16 protein-coding genes and 1 other annotated feature are annotated in these 16,180 nt (G+C 46.0%); of the genes, 9 read left to right on the forward strand and 7 right to left on the reverse strand.

Annotated elements, in window-relative coordinates:
* Positions 1-32: 32 nt before the first annotated feature.
* From LC065_RS03305 to LC065_RS03315, 3 genes are all read right to left on the reverse strand, one after another.
* A complete protein-coding gene (locus tag LC065_RS03305) occupies positions 33-1,223 on the reverse strand; it encodes an MFS transporter (RefSeq protein WP_226594629.1) in 1,191 nt (396 codons plus the stop codon).
* Positions 1,224-1,335: 112 nt separating this feature from the next.
* A complete protein-coding gene (locus LC065_RS03310; RefSeq protein ID WP_226594588.1) occupies positions 1,336-1,788 on the reverse strand; it encodes a GNAT family N-acetyltransferase in 453 nt (150 codons plus the stop codon).
* Positions 1,785-2,015 (reverse strand): hypothetical protein, encoded by a 231-nt coding sequence (locus LC065_RS03315; protein WP_226594587.1) that lies wholly within the window; start codon positions 2,013-2,015, stop codon positions 1,785-1,787. The genes LC065_RS03310 and LC065_RS03315 overlap by 4 nt, the downstream gene beginning before the upstream one ends.
* Before the next feature lie 109 nt (positions 2,016-2,124).
* Between LC065_RS03315 and LC065_RS03320 the strand changes: the two genes are divergently transcribed.
* Together LC065_RS03320 and LC065_RS03325 are read left to right on the forward strand one after the other, a co-directional pair.
* Positions 2,125-2,406, forward strand: coding sequence for a lipoprotein (locus tag LC065_RS03320; RefSeq protein ID WP_226594585.1), 282 nt, complete (start codon positions 2,125-2,127; stop codon positions 2,404-2,406).
* Between the two features lie 102 nt (positions 2,407-2,508).
* Positions 2,509-2,655 (forward strand): hypothetical protein, encoded by a 147-nt coding sequence (locus LC065_RS03325; RefSeq protein WP_226594583.1) that lies wholly within the window; start codon positions 2,509-2,511, stop codon positions 2,653-2,655.
* A 44-nt stretch (positions 2,656-2,699) separates the two neighbouring features.
* On the opposite strand, the gene mscL is transcribed toward LC065_RS03325, so the two are convergent.
* Both mscL and LC065_RS03335 read right to left on the reverse strand, forming a co-directional pair.
* On the reverse strand, positions 2,700-3,191 hold the full coding sequence (gene mscL / locus LC065_RS03330; RefSeq protein WP_226594581.1) for a large conductance mechanosensitive channel protein MscL: 492 nt from the start codon (positions 3,189-3,191) through the stop codon (positions 2,700-2,702).
* Between the two features lie 188 nt (positions 3,192-3,379).
* Complete coding sequence (locus tag LC065_RS03335) at positions 3,380-4,498, reverse strand: IscS subfamily cysteine desulfurase (RefSeq protein WP_226594579.1); 1,119 nt, start codon at positions 4,496-4,498, stop codon at positions 3,380-3,382.
* Positions 4,499-4,595: 97 nt separating this feature from the next.
* On the opposite strand from LC065_RS03335, the gene nadB reads away from it, so the two are divergent.
* The 5 genes from nadB (at position 4,596) to LC065_RS03360 (ending at position 9,021) form a co-directional block, all read left to right on the forward strand.
* Entirely contained in the window at positions 4,596-6,161 is a 1,566-nt protein-coding gene (nadB, locus tag LC065_RS03340; protein WP_226594576.1) for an L-aspartate oxidase, read from the forward strand.
* Positions 6,142-6,993, forward strand: a complete 852-nt coding sequence (gene nadC, locus LC065_RS03345; RefSeq protein ID WP_226594573.1) for a carboxylating nicotinate-nucleotide diphosphorylase — start codon at positions 6,142-6,144, stop codon at positions 6,991-6,993. The genes nadB and nadC overlap by 20 nt, the downstream gene beginning before the upstream one ends.
* The gene (gene nadA / locus LC065_RS03350; RefSeq protein WP_226594570.1) at positions 6,990-8,090 is read left to right on the forward strand and encodes a quinolinate synthase NadA; all 1,101 of its coding nucleotides are present in this window, start codon (positions 6,990-6,992) and stop codon (positions 8,088-8,090) included. Before nadC ends, nadA begins: the two co-directional genes overlap by 4 nt.
* 153 nt (positions 8,091-8,243) lie before the next feature.
* A complete protein-coding gene (locus LC065_RS03355) occupies positions 8,244-8,426 on the forward strand; it encodes an H-type small acid-soluble spore protein (RefSeq protein ID WP_226594567.1) in 183 nt (60 codons plus the stop codon).
* 115 nt (positions 8,427-8,541) lie between these two features.
* Positions 8,542-9,021, forward strand: coding sequence for a hypothetical protein (locus LC065_RS03360; RefSeq protein WP_226594563.1), 480 nt, complete (start codon positions 8,542-8,544; stop codon positions 9,019-9,021).
* A 41-nt stretch (positions 9,022-9,062) separates the two neighbouring features.
* Here the strand turns inward: LC065_RS03360 and LC065_RS03365 are convergent, their stop codons facing one another.
* Both LC065_RS03365 and ileS read right to left on the reverse strand, forming a co-directional pair.
* The gene (locus LC065_RS03365) at positions 9,063-9,677 is read right to left on the reverse strand and encodes a PH domain-containing protein (RefSeq protein WP_226594559.1); all 615 of its coding nucleotides are present in this window, start codon (positions 9,675-9,677) and stop codon (positions 9,063-9,065) included.
* Positions 9,678-9,788: 111 nt separating this feature from the next.
* Complete coding sequence (gene ileS / locus LC065_RS03370; protein WP_226594556.1) at positions 9,789-12,878, reverse strand: isoleucine--tRNA ligase; 3,090 nt, start codon at positions 12,876-12,878, stop codon at positions 9,789-9,791.
* Between the two features lie 100 nt (positions 12,879-12,978).
* Positions 12,979-13,206 (reverse strand) — a binding site (T-box leader).
* 784 nt (positions 13,207-13,990) lie between these two features.
* Here ileS and LC065_RS03375 point away from each other — a divergent pair.
* On the forward strand, positions 13,991-14,767 hold the full coding sequence (locus LC065_RS03375) for a class I SAM-dependent methyltransferase (protein ID WP_226594554.1): 777 nt from the start codon (positions 13,991-13,993) through the stop codon (positions 14,765-14,767).
* Between the two features lie 66 nt (positions 14,768-14,833).
* Positions 14,834-16,165, forward strand: a complete 1,332-nt coding sequence (locus tag LC065_RS03380) for a cytochrome ubiquinol oxidase subunit I (RefSeq protein ID WP_226594551.1) — start codon at positions 14,834-14,836, stop codon at positions 16,163-16,165.
* Positions 16,166-16,180 lie beyond the last annotated feature (15 nt).

Genomic DNA, 16,180 nt, shown 5'->3' on the forward strand with positions numbered 1-16,180 from the left:
AAAGCGCCTTCCATCATAGTGGAAGGCGCTTTTTATGCGGTCCTGGTTTGATCCCCGCTTTTTTCGGGCTTAATGAATACGAGAACAATCAATAGAAGAAGACCACCTAAGGCCCCGCTGGCGATATAACTGATATTCAAATATTCTTTCATTAGCAGCGACATCAACGGAGGACCTGCGGCTACTCCCATGAATCTTGATGAACTGTAAAAAGACGTAATCGTACCACGCTCTTCTTTTTCAATCCCTTCTGTGATGAGGGCATCAAGGGTCGGGAGCATTCCACCGATCGCCGTTCCTAATATACTTGTTACAACTAGAAGCAGAAACAACTTCTCATTGACGAAACCGACAAAAATAACGCTTGCTGATACCATAATCAGTGCAATGACAAGCACCCATTTCATGACGGTTGTGTCACCTTTGATTTTCTTTCCAGTCACAAAGGCTGATACACATAAGGTGAACAGTGGGATGGCAAGGACGAATCCTTTCTTCACACCTTCAATGTTATGTGTTTTCTCAAGGATATCTGACATAAAGAACAACACCGCAAACAAAACGAGCATGGCGTAAGCCCCTAATAGAAAAACCGGATACAACCATTTTCCTTCCTGTTTGAAAATTTCTTTTGTCTTTTTCAAAAATTGCTTGAACGGCTGCGGTTTCTCCTTTTTCCCTTTAGGAACTTTTATAAAAAAGAAAACGAGAACAATGGAGATTAAACTGAAAAAGGAAATCGAGAAGAACGGCAAAAACCATAAAAACACAGCAAAAAGAGAACCCAGGATCGGACTCAGAACTTTCCCGAACGTATTTGATGTTTCAATGATACCAAGGCAGGAGCTCGCTTTTTCGTCATCGTCTTTATATAAATCTCCAACGAGAGGCAGAATAATCGGGGTCGCCCCGGCTGCGCCAATCCCTTGAAGAATTCGTCCAACCGTAATCCAGAGAAAGGGATCATCCAATTTCCATGAAGAAAATCCCGCGATCAACCCTCCAATGAAAGCAAGGACTAGACTCGGAAGGATGATTAACTTTCTGCCGAAACGATCGGATAAGTAGCCGGCAACAGGAATAAGGATAATGGCCGCTACGGAATAGCTGGTGATGATTGTGCTTGATTGAAAAGATGTGATGCCTACCTTTTTCTCGAAAATCGGCAATACCGGAATCAGCATGGAATTTCCGAGCGTCATCACAAGGGGAATCGAAGCCATACTAACAAGACACCAACGGCTTACTTTGTTTTCCAATGCAATTCCTCCTACGTATTCATAAATGTAGGATGCCCTATTTCATTGGATTCACGATGAGAAAATCTGGATATACTTACGTGGCTTTTATGTAAACTTTTATAGATCCACCAGATATGCCAAAGGCTTCCCCTTCCTGTTCCCAACCATATTTCTCATAATATCCTTCCAGGTCAGTAGCCAAATAAATAAAATCGTAACCCAACCTATCCGCTTCCTGACTGGCATGACTTAGCAGCTGTTTCCCGACCTTTCGTCCTCGATGATCCGGATGAACATAAAGGCACGCAAGCCATGGACAAAGGTCCTGGCGGCTGTTCATATCATTTCTGAGTAGAGCATACGTGCCAATGATTTCGTTCTTGTCCATGAGGATATAAAACTGCGGCAAATCATCCCCATTTTTTAATGATTGACGAATGCAGTCTTCATACAGCATGAAGTTATCTTCACTTCCCCACTGATCCCAAAAAATGTCGATGGCAGGGTCGACCAAATCCACTTTCTCTTGCAAATGAATCATTTTCATTCCTTTAACCCCTTCGCTTTACCAAAGATATTGGTTATTAGAATAGCCATCAGTATAGGCAGAACCAACATGAGCGCTGGCATGATTTTCACAATCGACGGGTCTTCTCCGCCATTGATCATCCATGGATCAGGCTCATGAAGAAGGGTCAGAACCAGACCAGTCCCCCAGGAAACAAGCCCATAGCTTAAAATCAACGTGAAAATGAACACGATGGTTTTCTTCATAAAATCACCTCTACCTTTTATACGAAGACCCTAGTCTCAAGTTTCAAACTTTCGTTTCGTAGATGTCATCACCGGGGATAAGGGTAACAAACAGGAAGGAGTGGGAAGTATGAAAAAATGGTTGATCATTCTCGGTATGGCAACTGTATTCACTCTAGCCGGCTGTGGTGGAGAGGACGACGGGGACATGGAAGAAGATCAGAACGAAAACCAGGAAGAAATGGAAGACACAGAAGAGAATTCGAATGATACAGAGAGCGATATGGGTGAAGATGATACAGAATCCGAGGATAACATGGATGAAGAAAATGGAGGTATGGAAGGAGATGATTCAAGCGATACCGAAGACAATGGTCAAGATGATGATGCCATGGATGATGAAGAACAATAACTAGCTGATTTCATTACCATAAAATTACACTATATTCACTTCCCCTTAACAATGGACGGGTATCTTTTATACGTAACTCACTTTGGAAAGGGGATTTTTTACATGTTGAAGAAATGGATGTTGGCGTTAGGTATGGTATCTGTTTTGACCCTTGCTGCTTGTGGTGGAGAAGAAGACGGTGAAATGGATGAAGATCAAACAGAAGAGCAGGAACAAAGTGACACAGAGAGCGAAGACAGCGAAGAATAATACATGAAAACCAAAAGGCGGATCCTCTTTAGGATTCGCCTTTTTTATTTGATCCGCCATTTCGTCTTCACTTGCTTGCGCGGAGAAGGATTGGCTTCAAGTGAAGATGAACAATTCGGGCAGATAATGGCTTGAGTGGGAATTGGCATACAGCAATAAGGGCACTCTTTTTTTGTCATCCCATGCAAAGGGTGCTGGTGAGGTTTTTTCCAGCGGTTGATTTGCCGGACGACGAGAAAAACCGCAAAAAGAATGATGATAAAACGGACAGAAGCCGTAACAAACAGACCATAATTGATGGTGGCCGCTCCCGCTTCTTTAGCAGCCGTAAGGGAAGGATAAACCGATCCATCCAGACTGAGAAACATATTCTCAAAATTCATTTTTGTATACAAAACACCAACAGGCGGAAGTAAAATATCCGTCACAAGTGAATCAATAAATCCACTGAAAGCGGCACCCAATACCATCCCAACTCCCATATCAACGGCACTTCCACGGACGGTGAACTGTTTGAATTCATGCAACAATCCCAAACCAGGCTCCTCCTCTCACCCATCATCCTATGAACAAAAAGGACAAACTATGATTCAGAAGGAAAACCTTCATACCTGTCACCGTTTTTCCTGACTACGGGTTTCCTCCCTGATCGTAACCGGTACGGGTAAGAGAGGCATCTATTCAACAGCTCCACCCTATGTACAGGTGCAGTCTTGAAGAAAATTCACCGAGACACGGTCGGCTTACATAACCCTTTTAGGAAAAGAGCAAGTTCCTTTATCTGCTCATTCTTCTGGTGATGACTTAAAGAAAGACGGATGAAAGACTTGGCCTCTTCCACATCATAGCCCATCGCAATCAATGTACCTGGCGGCTCCTGGCTGCCTGCATGGCAGGCGCTCCCCGTGGAAAAATGAAAATCACGGCGATTCCCTTCAAGCATCGCAAATTGCCCTTCCATCTCCGGTAGAATCAGACCGATGATCGGCACTGCATGATCCGCTGTGTCTCCTACGACCTTCCACTCTCCTGTTCTAAGAAACGTTTCTTTCAGTTCCAAAATCTTCGACTCAATCCTATGTCTTTCTCTCACCATTTTTTCAGCGGCGACCGTAAATCCGGCAATGCCCGGTGTGTTGACAGTTCCCGCTCTGACTCCCCCTTCATGCGTGCCCCCCGGGATTTTCGGAGCAAACGAAAGTGTCGGCCGAATATAAACCGCTCCTACCCCTTTCGGTCCGTAGAGTTTGTGTGCACTCACCGAGAGACTATCGACATAGGGTGCCACTTCCTCCATCGTCACTTTTCCAAAGGACTGAACACAATCACTGTGAAAAAGAATGCCATACGAGCGGCAAACATCTGATAGCTCGCGAATCGGCTGCACCGTTCCAATATCGGAATTCACATGTTGGATCGCCATGAGAACAGTATCCTCTTGGACTGCCCTTTCCACATCTTTAAGATTGACGCTTCCCGCTTCATTCAGTGGAACTCTCGTTACCTTATAACCCTCTCCTTCGTATTTCTGGATAAAGTTCCGTACAGAAGAATGCTCAGCATCCGTGGTAATGATGTGCTTTCCTCTTCCCGCTTTCAGCAGAGCGTGGATCGCAATTTCATTACTTTCCGTGCCTCCACTCGTGAAATAGACCCCTTCCTGTTCCACCCCCATTAGCCCTGCTATTGTATTTCGGCATTGTTCCAACAATGCATGAGCTTTTGTTCCGGAATCATGTAAGCTTTTCGTATTGGCAGAATAATTACGAGTCGCGTGAATGTATGCCTCGAGCGCATCCTCATCCACCGGGCATGTCGCCGCATAATCAAAGTACCTCTCCACATTTCTCTCTCCTTTTTGATCCAAATCTCTTGTCAATAGTTTAACAGTGTGTAAATATAAGTGTAAATACACATGTATATTTATGGAGGTTAAATTCATGGTTCGGACCGCAGATATCATCATCATCGGTAGTGGCGTAGCGGCCTTACAACTCGCCCGGCAACTTGCTGCGGACAAAAATGTGATTATTATCACAAAGTCCTCGCTCGGTCATGGAAATTCTCGTTTAGCTCAAGGTGGAATTGCTGCAGCTATAGGTGACCGTGATCACCCCTTTTATCACTTCATAGATTCAGTCATTGCTGGAAGATCAATGAATAATCATCAAGCGACACTCATGATGACGGAAGAAGCCCCGCAAATCATCAGAGAACTGGAAACGGATGGTTGTACTTTTGATTATAAAGAAAAGGGTATCCTTGCTCTTGGCAAAGAAGGCGCCCATACACAGAACCGAATCATCCATGGAGGTGGGGATCAAACAGGAAAAGTTCTTATGGATTACTTGATACAATCCCTCCCCCCTCACATCGTAATTCTTGAAAACCATTTTGTTTTTGAGTTGATGACAAACGAAGACGGAAGTTGCTTTGGGGTGAAAAGTACGGATGCCTATGGTATTCACGAATTCCATGCACCCCACACCGTCCTTGCGACAGGGGGATGTGGACAATTGTATTCATCCACATCCAATGCCTCTTCTGTGACGGGTGATGGGATGGCGCTCGCCTATCAAGCAGGTGCAGAACTTACCGACATGGAATTTATTCAGTTCCACCCTACCCTTCTGTACATACAAGAAAAGCCGGTGGGGTTGATTTCGGAAGCGGTACGCGGAGAAGGGGCCGTGCTCGTTGATGAAATGGGGAATCCGATCATGGAAAACGTTCACCCTCTTAGAGACCTCGCACCTAGGCATGTGGTTTCGCAAACGATTTATCAAAAAAAGAAAACCGGTGAAAACGTCTATTTGGATATAAGGGGCATAGACAGGTTTCAAACAAGGTTTCCCCATATCACAAATTTATGCCTGCAGTACGGTGTGGACCTGAATAAAGGGCAGATTCCAGTAGCTCCCGGCTGCCATTTTTCTATGGGTGGAGTGAAAACGGATAGGGTCGGAAGGTCAACAGTGGAAGGTTTGTATGCCATTGGGGAAGTCGCTTGTACAGGTGTACATGGAGCCAACCGACTGGCAAGCAACTCACTTCTTGAAGGACTCGTTTATGGAAAAAGACTGGCCAAACATTTGCAATATAGCTCGGATTATTTTTCTCGACCTAAGGAAGCCAACAGAAAAAGAAAGCCCTTCCCTTTCCAACTCCCCTCCAAAACCGAGATCCAGCAGCGGATGATGGAAAACGTCGGCATCATGAGGGATGGACAAAGGTTAGTCGACCATCTGCAGTGGTTAGAATCGTTCGTCCGACCATCCGAATGGAGGGCCTATGACTTAAGTATGCTCACATTCGAGCAAATGACGAGAATGTTTATGCTTCAAACATGCTGGCTGATCACCCGCTCCGCCCTCGAGCGTGAGGAAAGCCGAGGCGGCCATTATCGCAGCGATTTTCCTGAAGAGCAGTTGGAATGGCAAAACAAACAAATCATCAGACAAAGAACATTAGAAATGAGGGAAGCTCATGAATCCATGGAAACGTAAACAACAGTTAGAAGCCTTCTTTACGGAGGATATTGGGGAGCATGATTACAGTACCGACTTTTTATTTCCAAAAGATCACCATGGCAGACTGACCTTTACATCTAAATCAGAAGGCGTTTTTTGCGGGGGAGACATCATCACAGATGGCTATCGGCTGCTAGACGCTGGCATTTCGGTTGAACTCTATATTCATGACGGAGATTGGGTACGCACGGGCCAAACGATCGCCACTATCGAAGGTCCTGTGGGCGAGCTTTTAAAAGGGGAAAGAGTCATCCTCAACCTCATTCAACGGATGAGTGGAATCGCTACGCTGACAAGCAAGGCCGTTGACGCCTTAAATGATGAAAACATCAAGATTTGTGACACACGTAAAACCACCCCTGGATTACGCTCTTTTGAAAAGTATGCTGTCCGGACTGGCGGAGGCTACAACCACCGTTTCGGCCTTTACGATGCCGTCATGCTGAAAGATAACCATATTGCGTTTTTTGGTTCGGTTCGTGAAGCCATCGCCCGTGCGAAAGCATCTGTCGGGCATACTGTCAAAATTGAAGTAGAAACAGAAACGGAAAACCAGGTCGTGGAAGCTGTAGAAGCAGGTGCCGATATCATTATGTTCGATAACCGGACGCCCGCAGAAATCAAACACCTCTCCACCCTGGTCCCTGCTTCGATCACGACGGAGGCCTCGGGAGGAATCACGCTCGAGACCTTACCTGATTACCGTGGTCTTGAGATTGACTATATTTCCCTCGGATTACTGACCCATTCCGCCAAAGCCCTTGATATCAGCGCCCGTGTAGCCACACCAAAGGAGGAAATACGATGAACCTTTTTGAAACGATTGAACAGAACACATTGCCTGAGCGGTACAAGACAATGGAAACAAAGGACCTTGAAGAGAGAGTCCTTCAAATAAAAAGAGAAATGGGAGAGAAACTTTTCTTACCTGGCCACCATTACCAAAAAGATGAAGTGATTCAATTTGCTGATGCACGTGGTGATTCTTTAAAACTCGCGCAGTTATCCGCGACCCAACATAAAGCAGAAGCTATCGTTTTTTGCGGCGTTCATTTCATGGCCGAGACAGCTGACATCTTGACGCGGGAAGACCAGCACGTCTACCTTCCTGATATGCGCGCGGGATGTTCGATGGCAGATATGGCGAACATCCAACAGACAGAAAAATCATGGGATCGTTTAATGGACCTTTTTGATGATACCATCCTGCCCCTAACCTATGTAAATTCAACAGCAGCCATTAAAGCTTTTGTAGGAAAGAATGGCGGAGCCACCGTCACTTCTTCGAATGCCGCAGATATGCTGAAGTGGGCTTTTTCCGAGAAAGAACGAATCCTCTTCCTGCCTGACCAGCATTTGGGAAGAAATACGGCCTACGACCTCGGCATCCCGCTCGATCAAATGGCAGTCTGGGATCCGATTGTGGAAGAACTGATCTATGACGGCCCTTTGGAAGCTGTCAAAGTGATTCTATGGAAAGGACACTGCTCCGTTCATGAGAACTTCAGGGTCGCCAATGTTGAACAAGTTCGTGCCGACCACCCAAATATGAAAATCATCGTCCACCCCGAATGCAGCCGTGAAGTCGTAGAGCTTTCTGATTTATCAGGGTCCACCAACGCCATCATCCAGGCGATTGAAAATGCTCCACCCGGAAGTGAATGGGCCATCGGAACGGAAATGAACCTCGTCAACCGCATCATCCAGGAACATCCGGAGCAGCACATCATTTCATTGAACCCGAGAATGTGTCCGTGTCTGACGATGAACCGGATCGACCTCCCCCATCTGGCCTGGTCACTTGAATCGATAGCAGAAGGTCGGCCACAGAACTTGATACGAGTCCAGTCTACTGTTGCTTCTGATGCGCGAAAAGCATTGGACCGGATGTTGGTAAGGGCGTGAATGATTGATGAAAGTGCCCTATTGGACGGAAAAAGTGACTTAACAGTGAGTGAAAGTGCCCTAACGTTTTTTGAAAGTGACTTAACGTTATTTTGAGAAGAATACCACAGCCCATTCTTGAGAATATTACGTTTAAAAGGAGGGGTTGTTGAGATGAACAAAGAACGCGCAAAAGAAATCTTCAAATCTGAAGACATGATTTCGGTCATGCACGAAGACCGTGAAATTTACATCGAAGAGGTTATTGAACGTAATGAAATGGCGCGCATTCACCCGACAGATCAGCCGAATATCGTTCAAAAGGTTCCATTATACGAATTGAAAGAACAAGAATAGGTCAGAAGCCGCACTCACTACTGAGGCGGCTTTTCTTTTTAAGGTGTGTACATCCTTCGCCTCTTACGCAATAATGGAAATATAAGGAATTTGTATTACATAGTAGGAGGATTATATGAGGAAGTTATTGTGGATAGCATGCCTGTTCTTTACAGCCGCTTGTTCGGAAGGTGAAACAGAAGAACCCTACACGGTTGAAGATGCGAAAGAAGATGGACATGTGATTGTTGAACATCAATCCGAACAATTTGATCAATTAAAAGACGGGGCATTAGAAGTTGAAAACATTAAAAAATTGTCCACTTTTATTAACAACGTTGAGCAAGGGGTGGAAGACAATGTTGACGTATCCATCTTCAGTCCTGACGGCTCCCATTATCAAAACTCCTTCTCCTACGATGGAGAGGCCATCCGTTTCATCAACAATTATAGTGCCTATCCGTCGTCTCCTGCCGGCACATTCGATTGTGAATACGTGACTCGCCGCGGGCCAATGGTGTATGTGAGCAACTGCCAATCAGAAGAAGGGAAAGATCTCTCCACTTTGCTAAGCTTTGTTGGTACTGAAAAAGCGTTCAGAGAAGCTGCAAATTAAAGAAAACCCGGACCATGCGAAAAACATGATCCGGGTTTTCTTTAATTCTGAATATATTTTTCAAACACATCGTCAAAGTCTTTGCGAGTATTCTCTTTGTATTTTTGTGTAAACCAATCATACGCAAAAGTAGCCGCATCACTGAATTCTTTCGAAATATCATTTTCATGGAACCGGTTGTCATGGATAAGATCCTGGGCCATTCCAATGCTGTCTTTCGCAAAAGCCGCCTGGCGCTGATTTTCCTCCTGGATTTGAGAGATGGATACAAGGGATTTATACAAATCCGCAATCGCTTCTCCTTCATCCTTGGCGATGTCGATGCTCATGTACTGATCACCGATGTAAAACTTGATTTCTAAATCCAGATCGATCGTCCCCGCCGTCTCCACAGATACATGGCGAATCGGATGCTGGTAATAGTCATAGCGTTTGATGTTCCGTTTACTGCTTGTCGCTTTGTCACCATCGAGGTGGATAAGCGCACGGTTCGTAAAGCAGTATTCATCACTTTTTGACTTGATTAAAAAATGGATTTTCTCCCCGTCTTCCGTCAATACAAAATCATCGGACTGTGCTTTATCAAAGTCTTCTTTTCTGATGATCTTTCCAATGTCACTCAAACCCAGTGCATCACTGGCCATTTTCTTGAACATGGTTATACCTCCTGAATGTTCGTATTCGTTGTTTACTTCGATACTACAGACCCAAATCCTCTTGTTGAAAATAAAAAAACTGGAGCATCGGATGCTCCAGTTTTTCAACTCTTACTTTTGAAGCGCTAGTTTCAGCTGGTGATCACCGACTGTGTACTCTTTCATCGCTTCTTTTTCACCGACCGTCAAATCATTCACTAGAACATTTTCACGGATCAGCTGTTCATTTTGCTGAATGGCTTCTTTTACGTCTGCATCTCCATCAAGGGCGATGTCGACACGAAGGTCGATCGGAAGGTCCTGTTGTTTACGCTCATCCTGGATGACACGGATGACTTCACGCGCAAGGCCTTCAAGACGAAGCTCTTCTGTGATGTTCGTATCAAGCACAACGTGGAAGTCCTGGTTGGATCCCATAGAAAGTCCAGCATCCGCGACACGTTCTACGTTCAACAGATCCATCGTTACTTCGACTTCCCCATCCCCCGTCGGTACAACAACTTTTTCGTCCTGGACGATTTTCGCTGCTTCTTCGTCCGAAAGCTTCTCGAGGTATCCTTTCACGAGACCCACGTTCTTTCCTAAGACAGGTCCTGCCGCACGGAAGTTCAGCTTCACTTCATAACGGACAAGATCATCAGAAGATTGCTTCACAACAACTTCCTTAACGTTGATCTCATCACGGATGATGCTGCTGTATTCTTCGAGCGCTTTTCCTTGATCCTGGTTGACCGGGATGACGACAAGCTCAGATAGCGGCTGCTTCGTCTTGATGGATTCCGTATTACGGACTCCACGAGCAAGCTCAACCACTTGCAGTACAGCATCCATATCTTTTTCAAGCTGTGTATTTACCACCGCATCGTCCACTTTCGGGAAGTACGCCAAGTGCACACTTTCACCCGTCAAGTTTTGATAGATGTCATCAGCAAGGAACGGCGTGTACGGAGCCATCAGCTGACTGAGCTGTGCCAATACTTCATGAAGCGTATGGTAAGCCGCTTTCTTGGACTCTGTCATGCCTTCTTCCCAGAAACGGTCACGGGAACGACGGATGTACCAGTTACTCACTTCATCGACATACTTCTCAAGAGCTTTCGCAGCTTTCGTGAAGTCGTAGTCGTTCAAGGCTTCTTCTACGACACCTGTCACACTGTTCAGGCGGGAAAGCACCCAGCGGTCAAGCAGTGTCTTTTCGCCTTCTTCATTCTTATCGAACGTGTAACCATCGATATTCGCATACAACGTGTAGAAACCGTGCGTGTTTACAAGTGTGTCGATGACTTTTGATTTCGCTTCGATGACAACACGTTCGGAGAAACGCTTGTTGTTCCATGGTGCACTGTCAGCAAGCAAGGCCCAACGGAAGGCGTCGGCACCGAATTTCGTTACAAGATCTGTCGGGTTCAGAGCGTTCCCTTTACTCTTGGACATTTTGCGTCCTTCTTCATCAAGGATGTGACCTGTGGAAAGGACACGCTTGTATGGTGCTTTACCCGTGAACAATGTGGAGACAGCTAGCAAGCTGTAGAACCATCCACGCGTCTGGTCGATTCCTTCACAGATGACGTCCGCAGGGAACTGTTTCTCGAACTGATCTTTGTTTTCAAACGGGTAGTGCTGCTGGGCGAACGGCATAGAACCAGAGTCGAACCATACGTCGATCACTTCTGGTACGCGGTTCATCGTGCCATTACATTTTTCACACGTTACCTGTACGCGGTCGACGTATGGCTTGTGAAGTTCAACATCACCAATATCGCCAATCGCTTTTTCTTGAAGATCTGCTTTACTGTGCGGTGCGTACTGATGATCACAAGAATCACACATCCAGATTGGAAGTGGTGTTCCCCAGAAGCGGTTACGACCGATGTTCCAGTCGACCATGTTTTCAAGGAAATTACCAAAACGTCCATCTTTAATGTGGTTCGGGTGCCAAGTCACTTCCTGGTTGTTCTTGATGAACTGATCTTTCAGTTCTGTCGTCTTAATGAACCAGCTCTCGATTGCGTAGTAAAGCAAAGGAGAATCACATCGCCAGCAATGTGGGTAGCTGTGCTCGTATTTTTCTTTATGGAAAAGGAGTCCTTCATTCGCAAGGTATTTCACGATGTCGACGTCACAGTCTTTGACGAATCGGCCTTCAAATGGAGGGATATCTTCTGTGTAACGACCTTGACCATCTACGACATTGAAGAAGGACAAGTTGTTTTCCTTCACCAAGTTGTAGTCATCCTCACCATAAGCTGGTGCGATGTGAACGACACCTGTACCGCTTTCGGCGTTGACGAAGTCTGCTTCGACAACGAAGTGACCACGTTCAGGCTTCACGAACGGGAAAGGTGGGTGATATTCGACATCTTTGAATTCGCTCCCCTTATGCTTGGAAACGACTTCGTACTCTTCCCCAAGGTTCTTCTCGGCAAGAGCTTCAGCTACGATGTACACTTCGCCATCTTTCTTCGCCTTGATATAATCAAGATCCGAGTGAACGGCAAGCGTAACGTTGGCAGGCAGCGTCCAAGGCGTTGTCGTCCAGCCAAGGAAAAATTCATTTTCAGAACCTTTCACTTTGAACTTCGCCGTTGCGGAAAGGTCTTTGACATCTTCATATCCCTGCGCCACTTCGTGAGAGCTTAGTGTCGTCTGACAGCTCGGGCAGTATGGTGTAACACGGTGGCCTTTAGAAAGCAGGTTACGCTTGTGAAGGTCACTCAGGATATACCAGACACTTTCGATATAACGATCTTGAAGAGTCACATACGGATCATCCATATCCAGCCAGTAGCCGATCGATTCTGTAAATTCGCGCCATTCTTTTTCATAGTTGAAGACACTTTCTTTACATTTCTCGATGAACTTCTCTACCCCGTACTCTTCGATCTGTTGTTTTCCGGAGATGCCGAGCTGCTTCTCGACTTCAAGCTCTACCGGCAGACCGTGCGTATCCCAGCCGCCTTTACGGAGCACTTGATAACCTTGCATCGTTTTGTAACGTCCGACAAAGTCCTTGATCACACGGCCAAGGACGTGACCCGCGTGAGGAAGCCCGTTTGCTGTCGGCGGTCCTTCATAAAAAACAAATGTTTCTGCACCTTCGCGCTCGTTCATGGAGCGACGGAAGACATTCTCTTTATTCCAGTAATCTTTGACACGATTTTCGCGGTCTAAAGCCGCTTCTTTCGTATTGACACTGCGCATTTCTTCCACCTCTTACCCTTTGATTTTTTTGTATAGAAAAAAATGATTAAAAACTTCCAATGACGGCAGGAACAAAATAAAAATCCGCCCCTGCTGTAAAAACAGGGACGGATTTGATTCCGCGGTACCACCCATATTCCGCGCATCTTATGCACGGCTCTCGGTTCACATAACGGATAACGGCCGCCCACCGGTTCCACTTACTCTGTATCATTTCAGCAGAACTTCTCAGAGATGATCTTCAGCTATTACCCGTCATCGCTTCACACCTGCCAGCGACTCTCTTGAGATCGGAATAAAAGCCTACTCTTCTCGTCAACGAAACTATACGTATCTTCTCCATATCCTACAATGTAATCTTTTGTATGTCAAAGCTTTCTTACCCTCATCCTCGCCCATTTTTCAAAACCTTATACGTATTCACTTTATCTTATCGCTTTCTATAAAAATTCCATATTATCGCAAATCACCCGTTTTGCTTACAATAAAAATAAGCCCTGTTAAATATTGAAGATAAGCTCCCTTTACTTGAAGACTCATTTTCGAGATGTTTTCGGGATTCGTTGCCCTGGTTGAGCGTTAGGGGGGCTGGGAAGCTACTCGCTTTCCTGTGGGGGAGCGCCGAGCTTCCTCGGACTTCGTCCTGCGGGATCTCGCCTATCTCCTTCTCCCACGGGAGTCTCGCAGCTTCCCAACCACCCCATGCAATATCGGTGAGAAACGAACCCCTAGACCAAGCTAGGGTGTCTTCCATTATCTCTGTGTTATAAGAAAAAACGCTCTGTATCAAGCTTTTATGCTGGGATAGCCCGATGTGAAGGCTAATCCCTTCCTGCTTTTCTAAGCAGAAGTACTGTAAATCACGGAAATGATTTCGAGAACCTCATATGGCAAAGGGAGCGGAGGGGAATGGCGAGACTCCTGCGGGAAAAAATGCAGGGTGAGACCCCACAGGACGCAGTCCGAGGAGGCTCACCGCGCTCCCGCGGAAAGCGAGCTATTCCCCGCAGCCCCCATCCACTCAACAAACGTCTCGAAACTGAGCCTTCAAGAAACCTGCCATATTCTTGAATAACTATTGGTCAACAACAATTTGAAAGAAGGGATTTCATATGTCAGATGAAATGAAACGTTACGTTCAGGAAGTATTTTCGAAGAACAAACAGGCGTATGTCGACAGTACGACCCATAAAAAGCAAGCGGATCTTGATGCCATTGTAGAGTGGCTGAAGCCCGACCCATCCCATAAAGCATTGGATATCGCTACAGGAGGAGGACATGTCGCAAAAGCGTTGAGCAGCCATTGCCGAACGGTTTTCGCCACAGACCTCACAAAAGATATGCTGCAAAACACCGCCCGTCACTTAACGTCCCAACAGAATATCGAATACGTGGTCGCAGATGCTGAACAACTGCCTTTTCTTGATAACATTTTCGACCTCGTCACCTGCCGCATAGCCCCCCACCACTTCCCTTCCCCACATCAATTCATTGAGGAAGTGGGACGCGTTTTAAAAGACAACGGACGGTTTTTAATGATCGATAACGTAGCGCCTGAAAAAAATGAATTGGATGAGTTTTATAATCAATTTGAGAAAAAGCGTGATTACAGCCACGTCCGCGCCCTTAAAGTCAGTGAATGGGAAAAACTTTTCCACACCCACCAGTTGACCGTCAAAAAGCACCTCACTCGGAAGAAGGTCATGCCTTTTTCAGACTGGATATGCCGTACATTAGACAACGAAGCAGACCAAAAAGCCGTTGAAGAATTTTTCAAACAAGCGCCCACTGAAGCAAAGAGCCACTTTTGCATTCAAGAAGAAAACAACCGCATCCAATCATTTGCCATCGATGAGTATATGGTAGTCGTAGAAAAACATTCCTCCTGACGAATAATCCACCATCACATTGGAAAAATAAGCGAGGTATTGAATTCGCATGTGAGGTGGAGATCAATGGATATCGTCGTAATGGCCCGGGCCTTGTTCGGAACGTCGCTTGGGTTTCATATTATTTATGCAACGATCGGTGTTGGACTTCCGGTAATGATCATCATCGCGGAAGTCCTTCACTTTATTAAGAAGGATCCGGATTATGCACTGATGGCGAAACGATGGACGAAAGGTTTCGCTATTTTACTCGCCGTTTCGATTGCTTCAGGAACCATTGTCGGTGTCATGATCTCCCTCTTGTTTCCAGACTTTATGGAGATCGTCGGACAAGTCATCGCACTCCCATTCCAAATGGAGATCTTCGCTTTTCTTATTGAAGCGGTTTTCATGTCGATTTATTTATATGCGGCCGACCGTCTGCCTCCGACATTGAGACTTGTCAGCATTATTTCTGTCGCACTTGGCGCGACAGCCTCGGCAATCTTAATTACCGATGTCCATGCGTGGATGAATACACCTGCCGGCTTCAACATCACACCAAATGGGGAGGTCACAGATGTAAATACCTGGGCCGCCTTTTTCAATCCAAGTTTCGGTGTCACCGCCATTCACGTGACTTTGTCTGCTTATATGACCGTCTCTTTTCTCATCGCCTCGATTGCCGCTCTCCGGCTAATGAGAAGCAAAATTTCTAGAGCCGAACGTGCCTATCATAAAAAAGCACTGACCATCGCTCTTTACTTCGGGGCTCTCATGTCTCTTGCAACAGCGGTCAACGGTCATGAAACCGCTCAGATGCTACATGAATACAACCCACGGAAATTAGCAGCCGCGGAAGGACTTTTCGAAACTCAGCGCTACGCTCCATTATCCGTAGGTGGTTATACTTCTCTTGAGGATCAACGGGTGAAATATGCAGTGGAAATCCCCTATGGGCTCAGTTTTCTTGCTGGAGACCGATTAGATACGGAAGTGATGGGACTCAATGAATGGCCCGAAGAATTATGGCCGCCACTCTACGTCCACATCCTCTTCAATGTCATGGTCGGGATAGGAACGGTACTCATTATGATTGCCTTCCTTGCTTTGTTCTGGAAACACATACTGAAAAAAGAGTTTCCAAGCTGGCTTCTGGCTATACTCGTTGTCAGTGGTCCGCTCGCGATGCTCGCCATTGAAACAGGCTGGTGCTTCAGTTGTATCGGACGTCAACCGTGGACCATCAATGAAGTGCTGCGGACAGATGAGGCAGCAACCAAATCCAACAGTGTCGGTTTTCTTTTCTACCTGTTCATGACTCTTTACATCACGCTGCTCTTTGTAACCGGCTTTGTCATGCGGTACTACTTCAAGCGGAACCCGGTCCGTAAAGATTTGGATGCGCGGGAAGGGTAAGAAAACATCATCCCA

Origin of the sequence: Halobacillus litoralis, assembly GCF_020524085.2 — a bacterium.
GTDB classification, from domain to species: Bacteria; Bacillota; Bacilli; order Bacillales; family Halobacillaceae; genus Halobacillus; species Halobacillus litoralis_E.

Excerpts from the sequence above, each read along its gene's own strand:
- LC065_RS03305 (WP_226594629.1), bottom strand. The coding sequence starts at position 1,223 with ATGGCTTCGATTCCCCTTGTGATGACGCTCGGAAATTCCATGCTGATT.
- LC065_RS03310 (WP_226594588.1), bottom strand. The coding sequence starts at position 1,788 with ATGAAAATGATTCATTTGCAAGAGAAAGTGGATTTGGTCGACCCTGCC.
- LC065_RS03315 (WP_226594587.1), bottom strand. The coding sequence starts at position 2,015 with ATGAAGAAAACCATCGTGTTCATTTTCACGTTGATTTTAAGCTATGGG.
- LC065_RS03320 (WP_226594585.1), top strand. The coding sequence starts at position 2,125 with ATGAAAAAATGGTTGATCATTCTCGGTATGGCAACTGTATTCACTCTA.
- LC065_RS03325 (WP_226594583.1), top strand. The coding sequence starts at position 2,509 with ATGTTGAAGAAATGGATGTTGGCGTTAGGTATGGTATCTGTTTTGACC.
- nadB (WP_226594576.1), top strand. The coding sequence starts at position 4,596 with ATGGTTCGGACCGCAGATATCATCATCATCGGTAGTGGCGTAGCGGCC.
- nadC (WP_226594573.1), top strand. The coding sequence starts at position 6,142 with ATGAATCCATGGAAACGTAAACAACAGTTAGAAGCCTTCTTTACGGAG.
- nadA (WP_226594570.1), top strand. The coding sequence starts at position 6,990 with ATGAACCTTTTTGAAACGATTGAACAGAACACATTGCCTGAGCGGTAC.
- LC065_RS03355 (WP_226594567.1), top strand. The coding sequence starts at position 8,244 with ATGAACAAAGAACGCGCAAAAGAAATCTTCAAATCTGAAGACATGATT.
- LC065_RS03360 (WP_226594563.1), top strand. The coding sequence starts at position 8,542 with ATGAGGAAGTTATTGTGGATAGCATGCCTGTTCTTTACAGCCGCTTGT.
- LC065_RS03365 (WP_226594559.1), bottom strand. The coding sequence starts at position 9,677 with ATGTTCAAGAAAATGGCCAGTGATGCACTGGGTTTGAGTGACATTGGA.
- ileS (WP_226594556.1), bottom strand. The coding sequence starts at position 12,878 with ATGCGCAGTGTCAATACGAAAGAAGCGGCTTTAGACCGCGAAAATCGT.
- LC065_RS03375 (WP_226594554.1), top strand. The coding sequence starts at position 13,991 with ATGTCAGATGAAATGAAACGTTACGTTCAGGAAGTATTTTCGAAGAAC.
- LC065_RS03380 (WP_226594551.1), top strand. The coding sequence starts at position 14,834 with ATGGATATCGTCGTAATGGCCCGGGCCTTGTTCGGAACGTCGCTTGGG.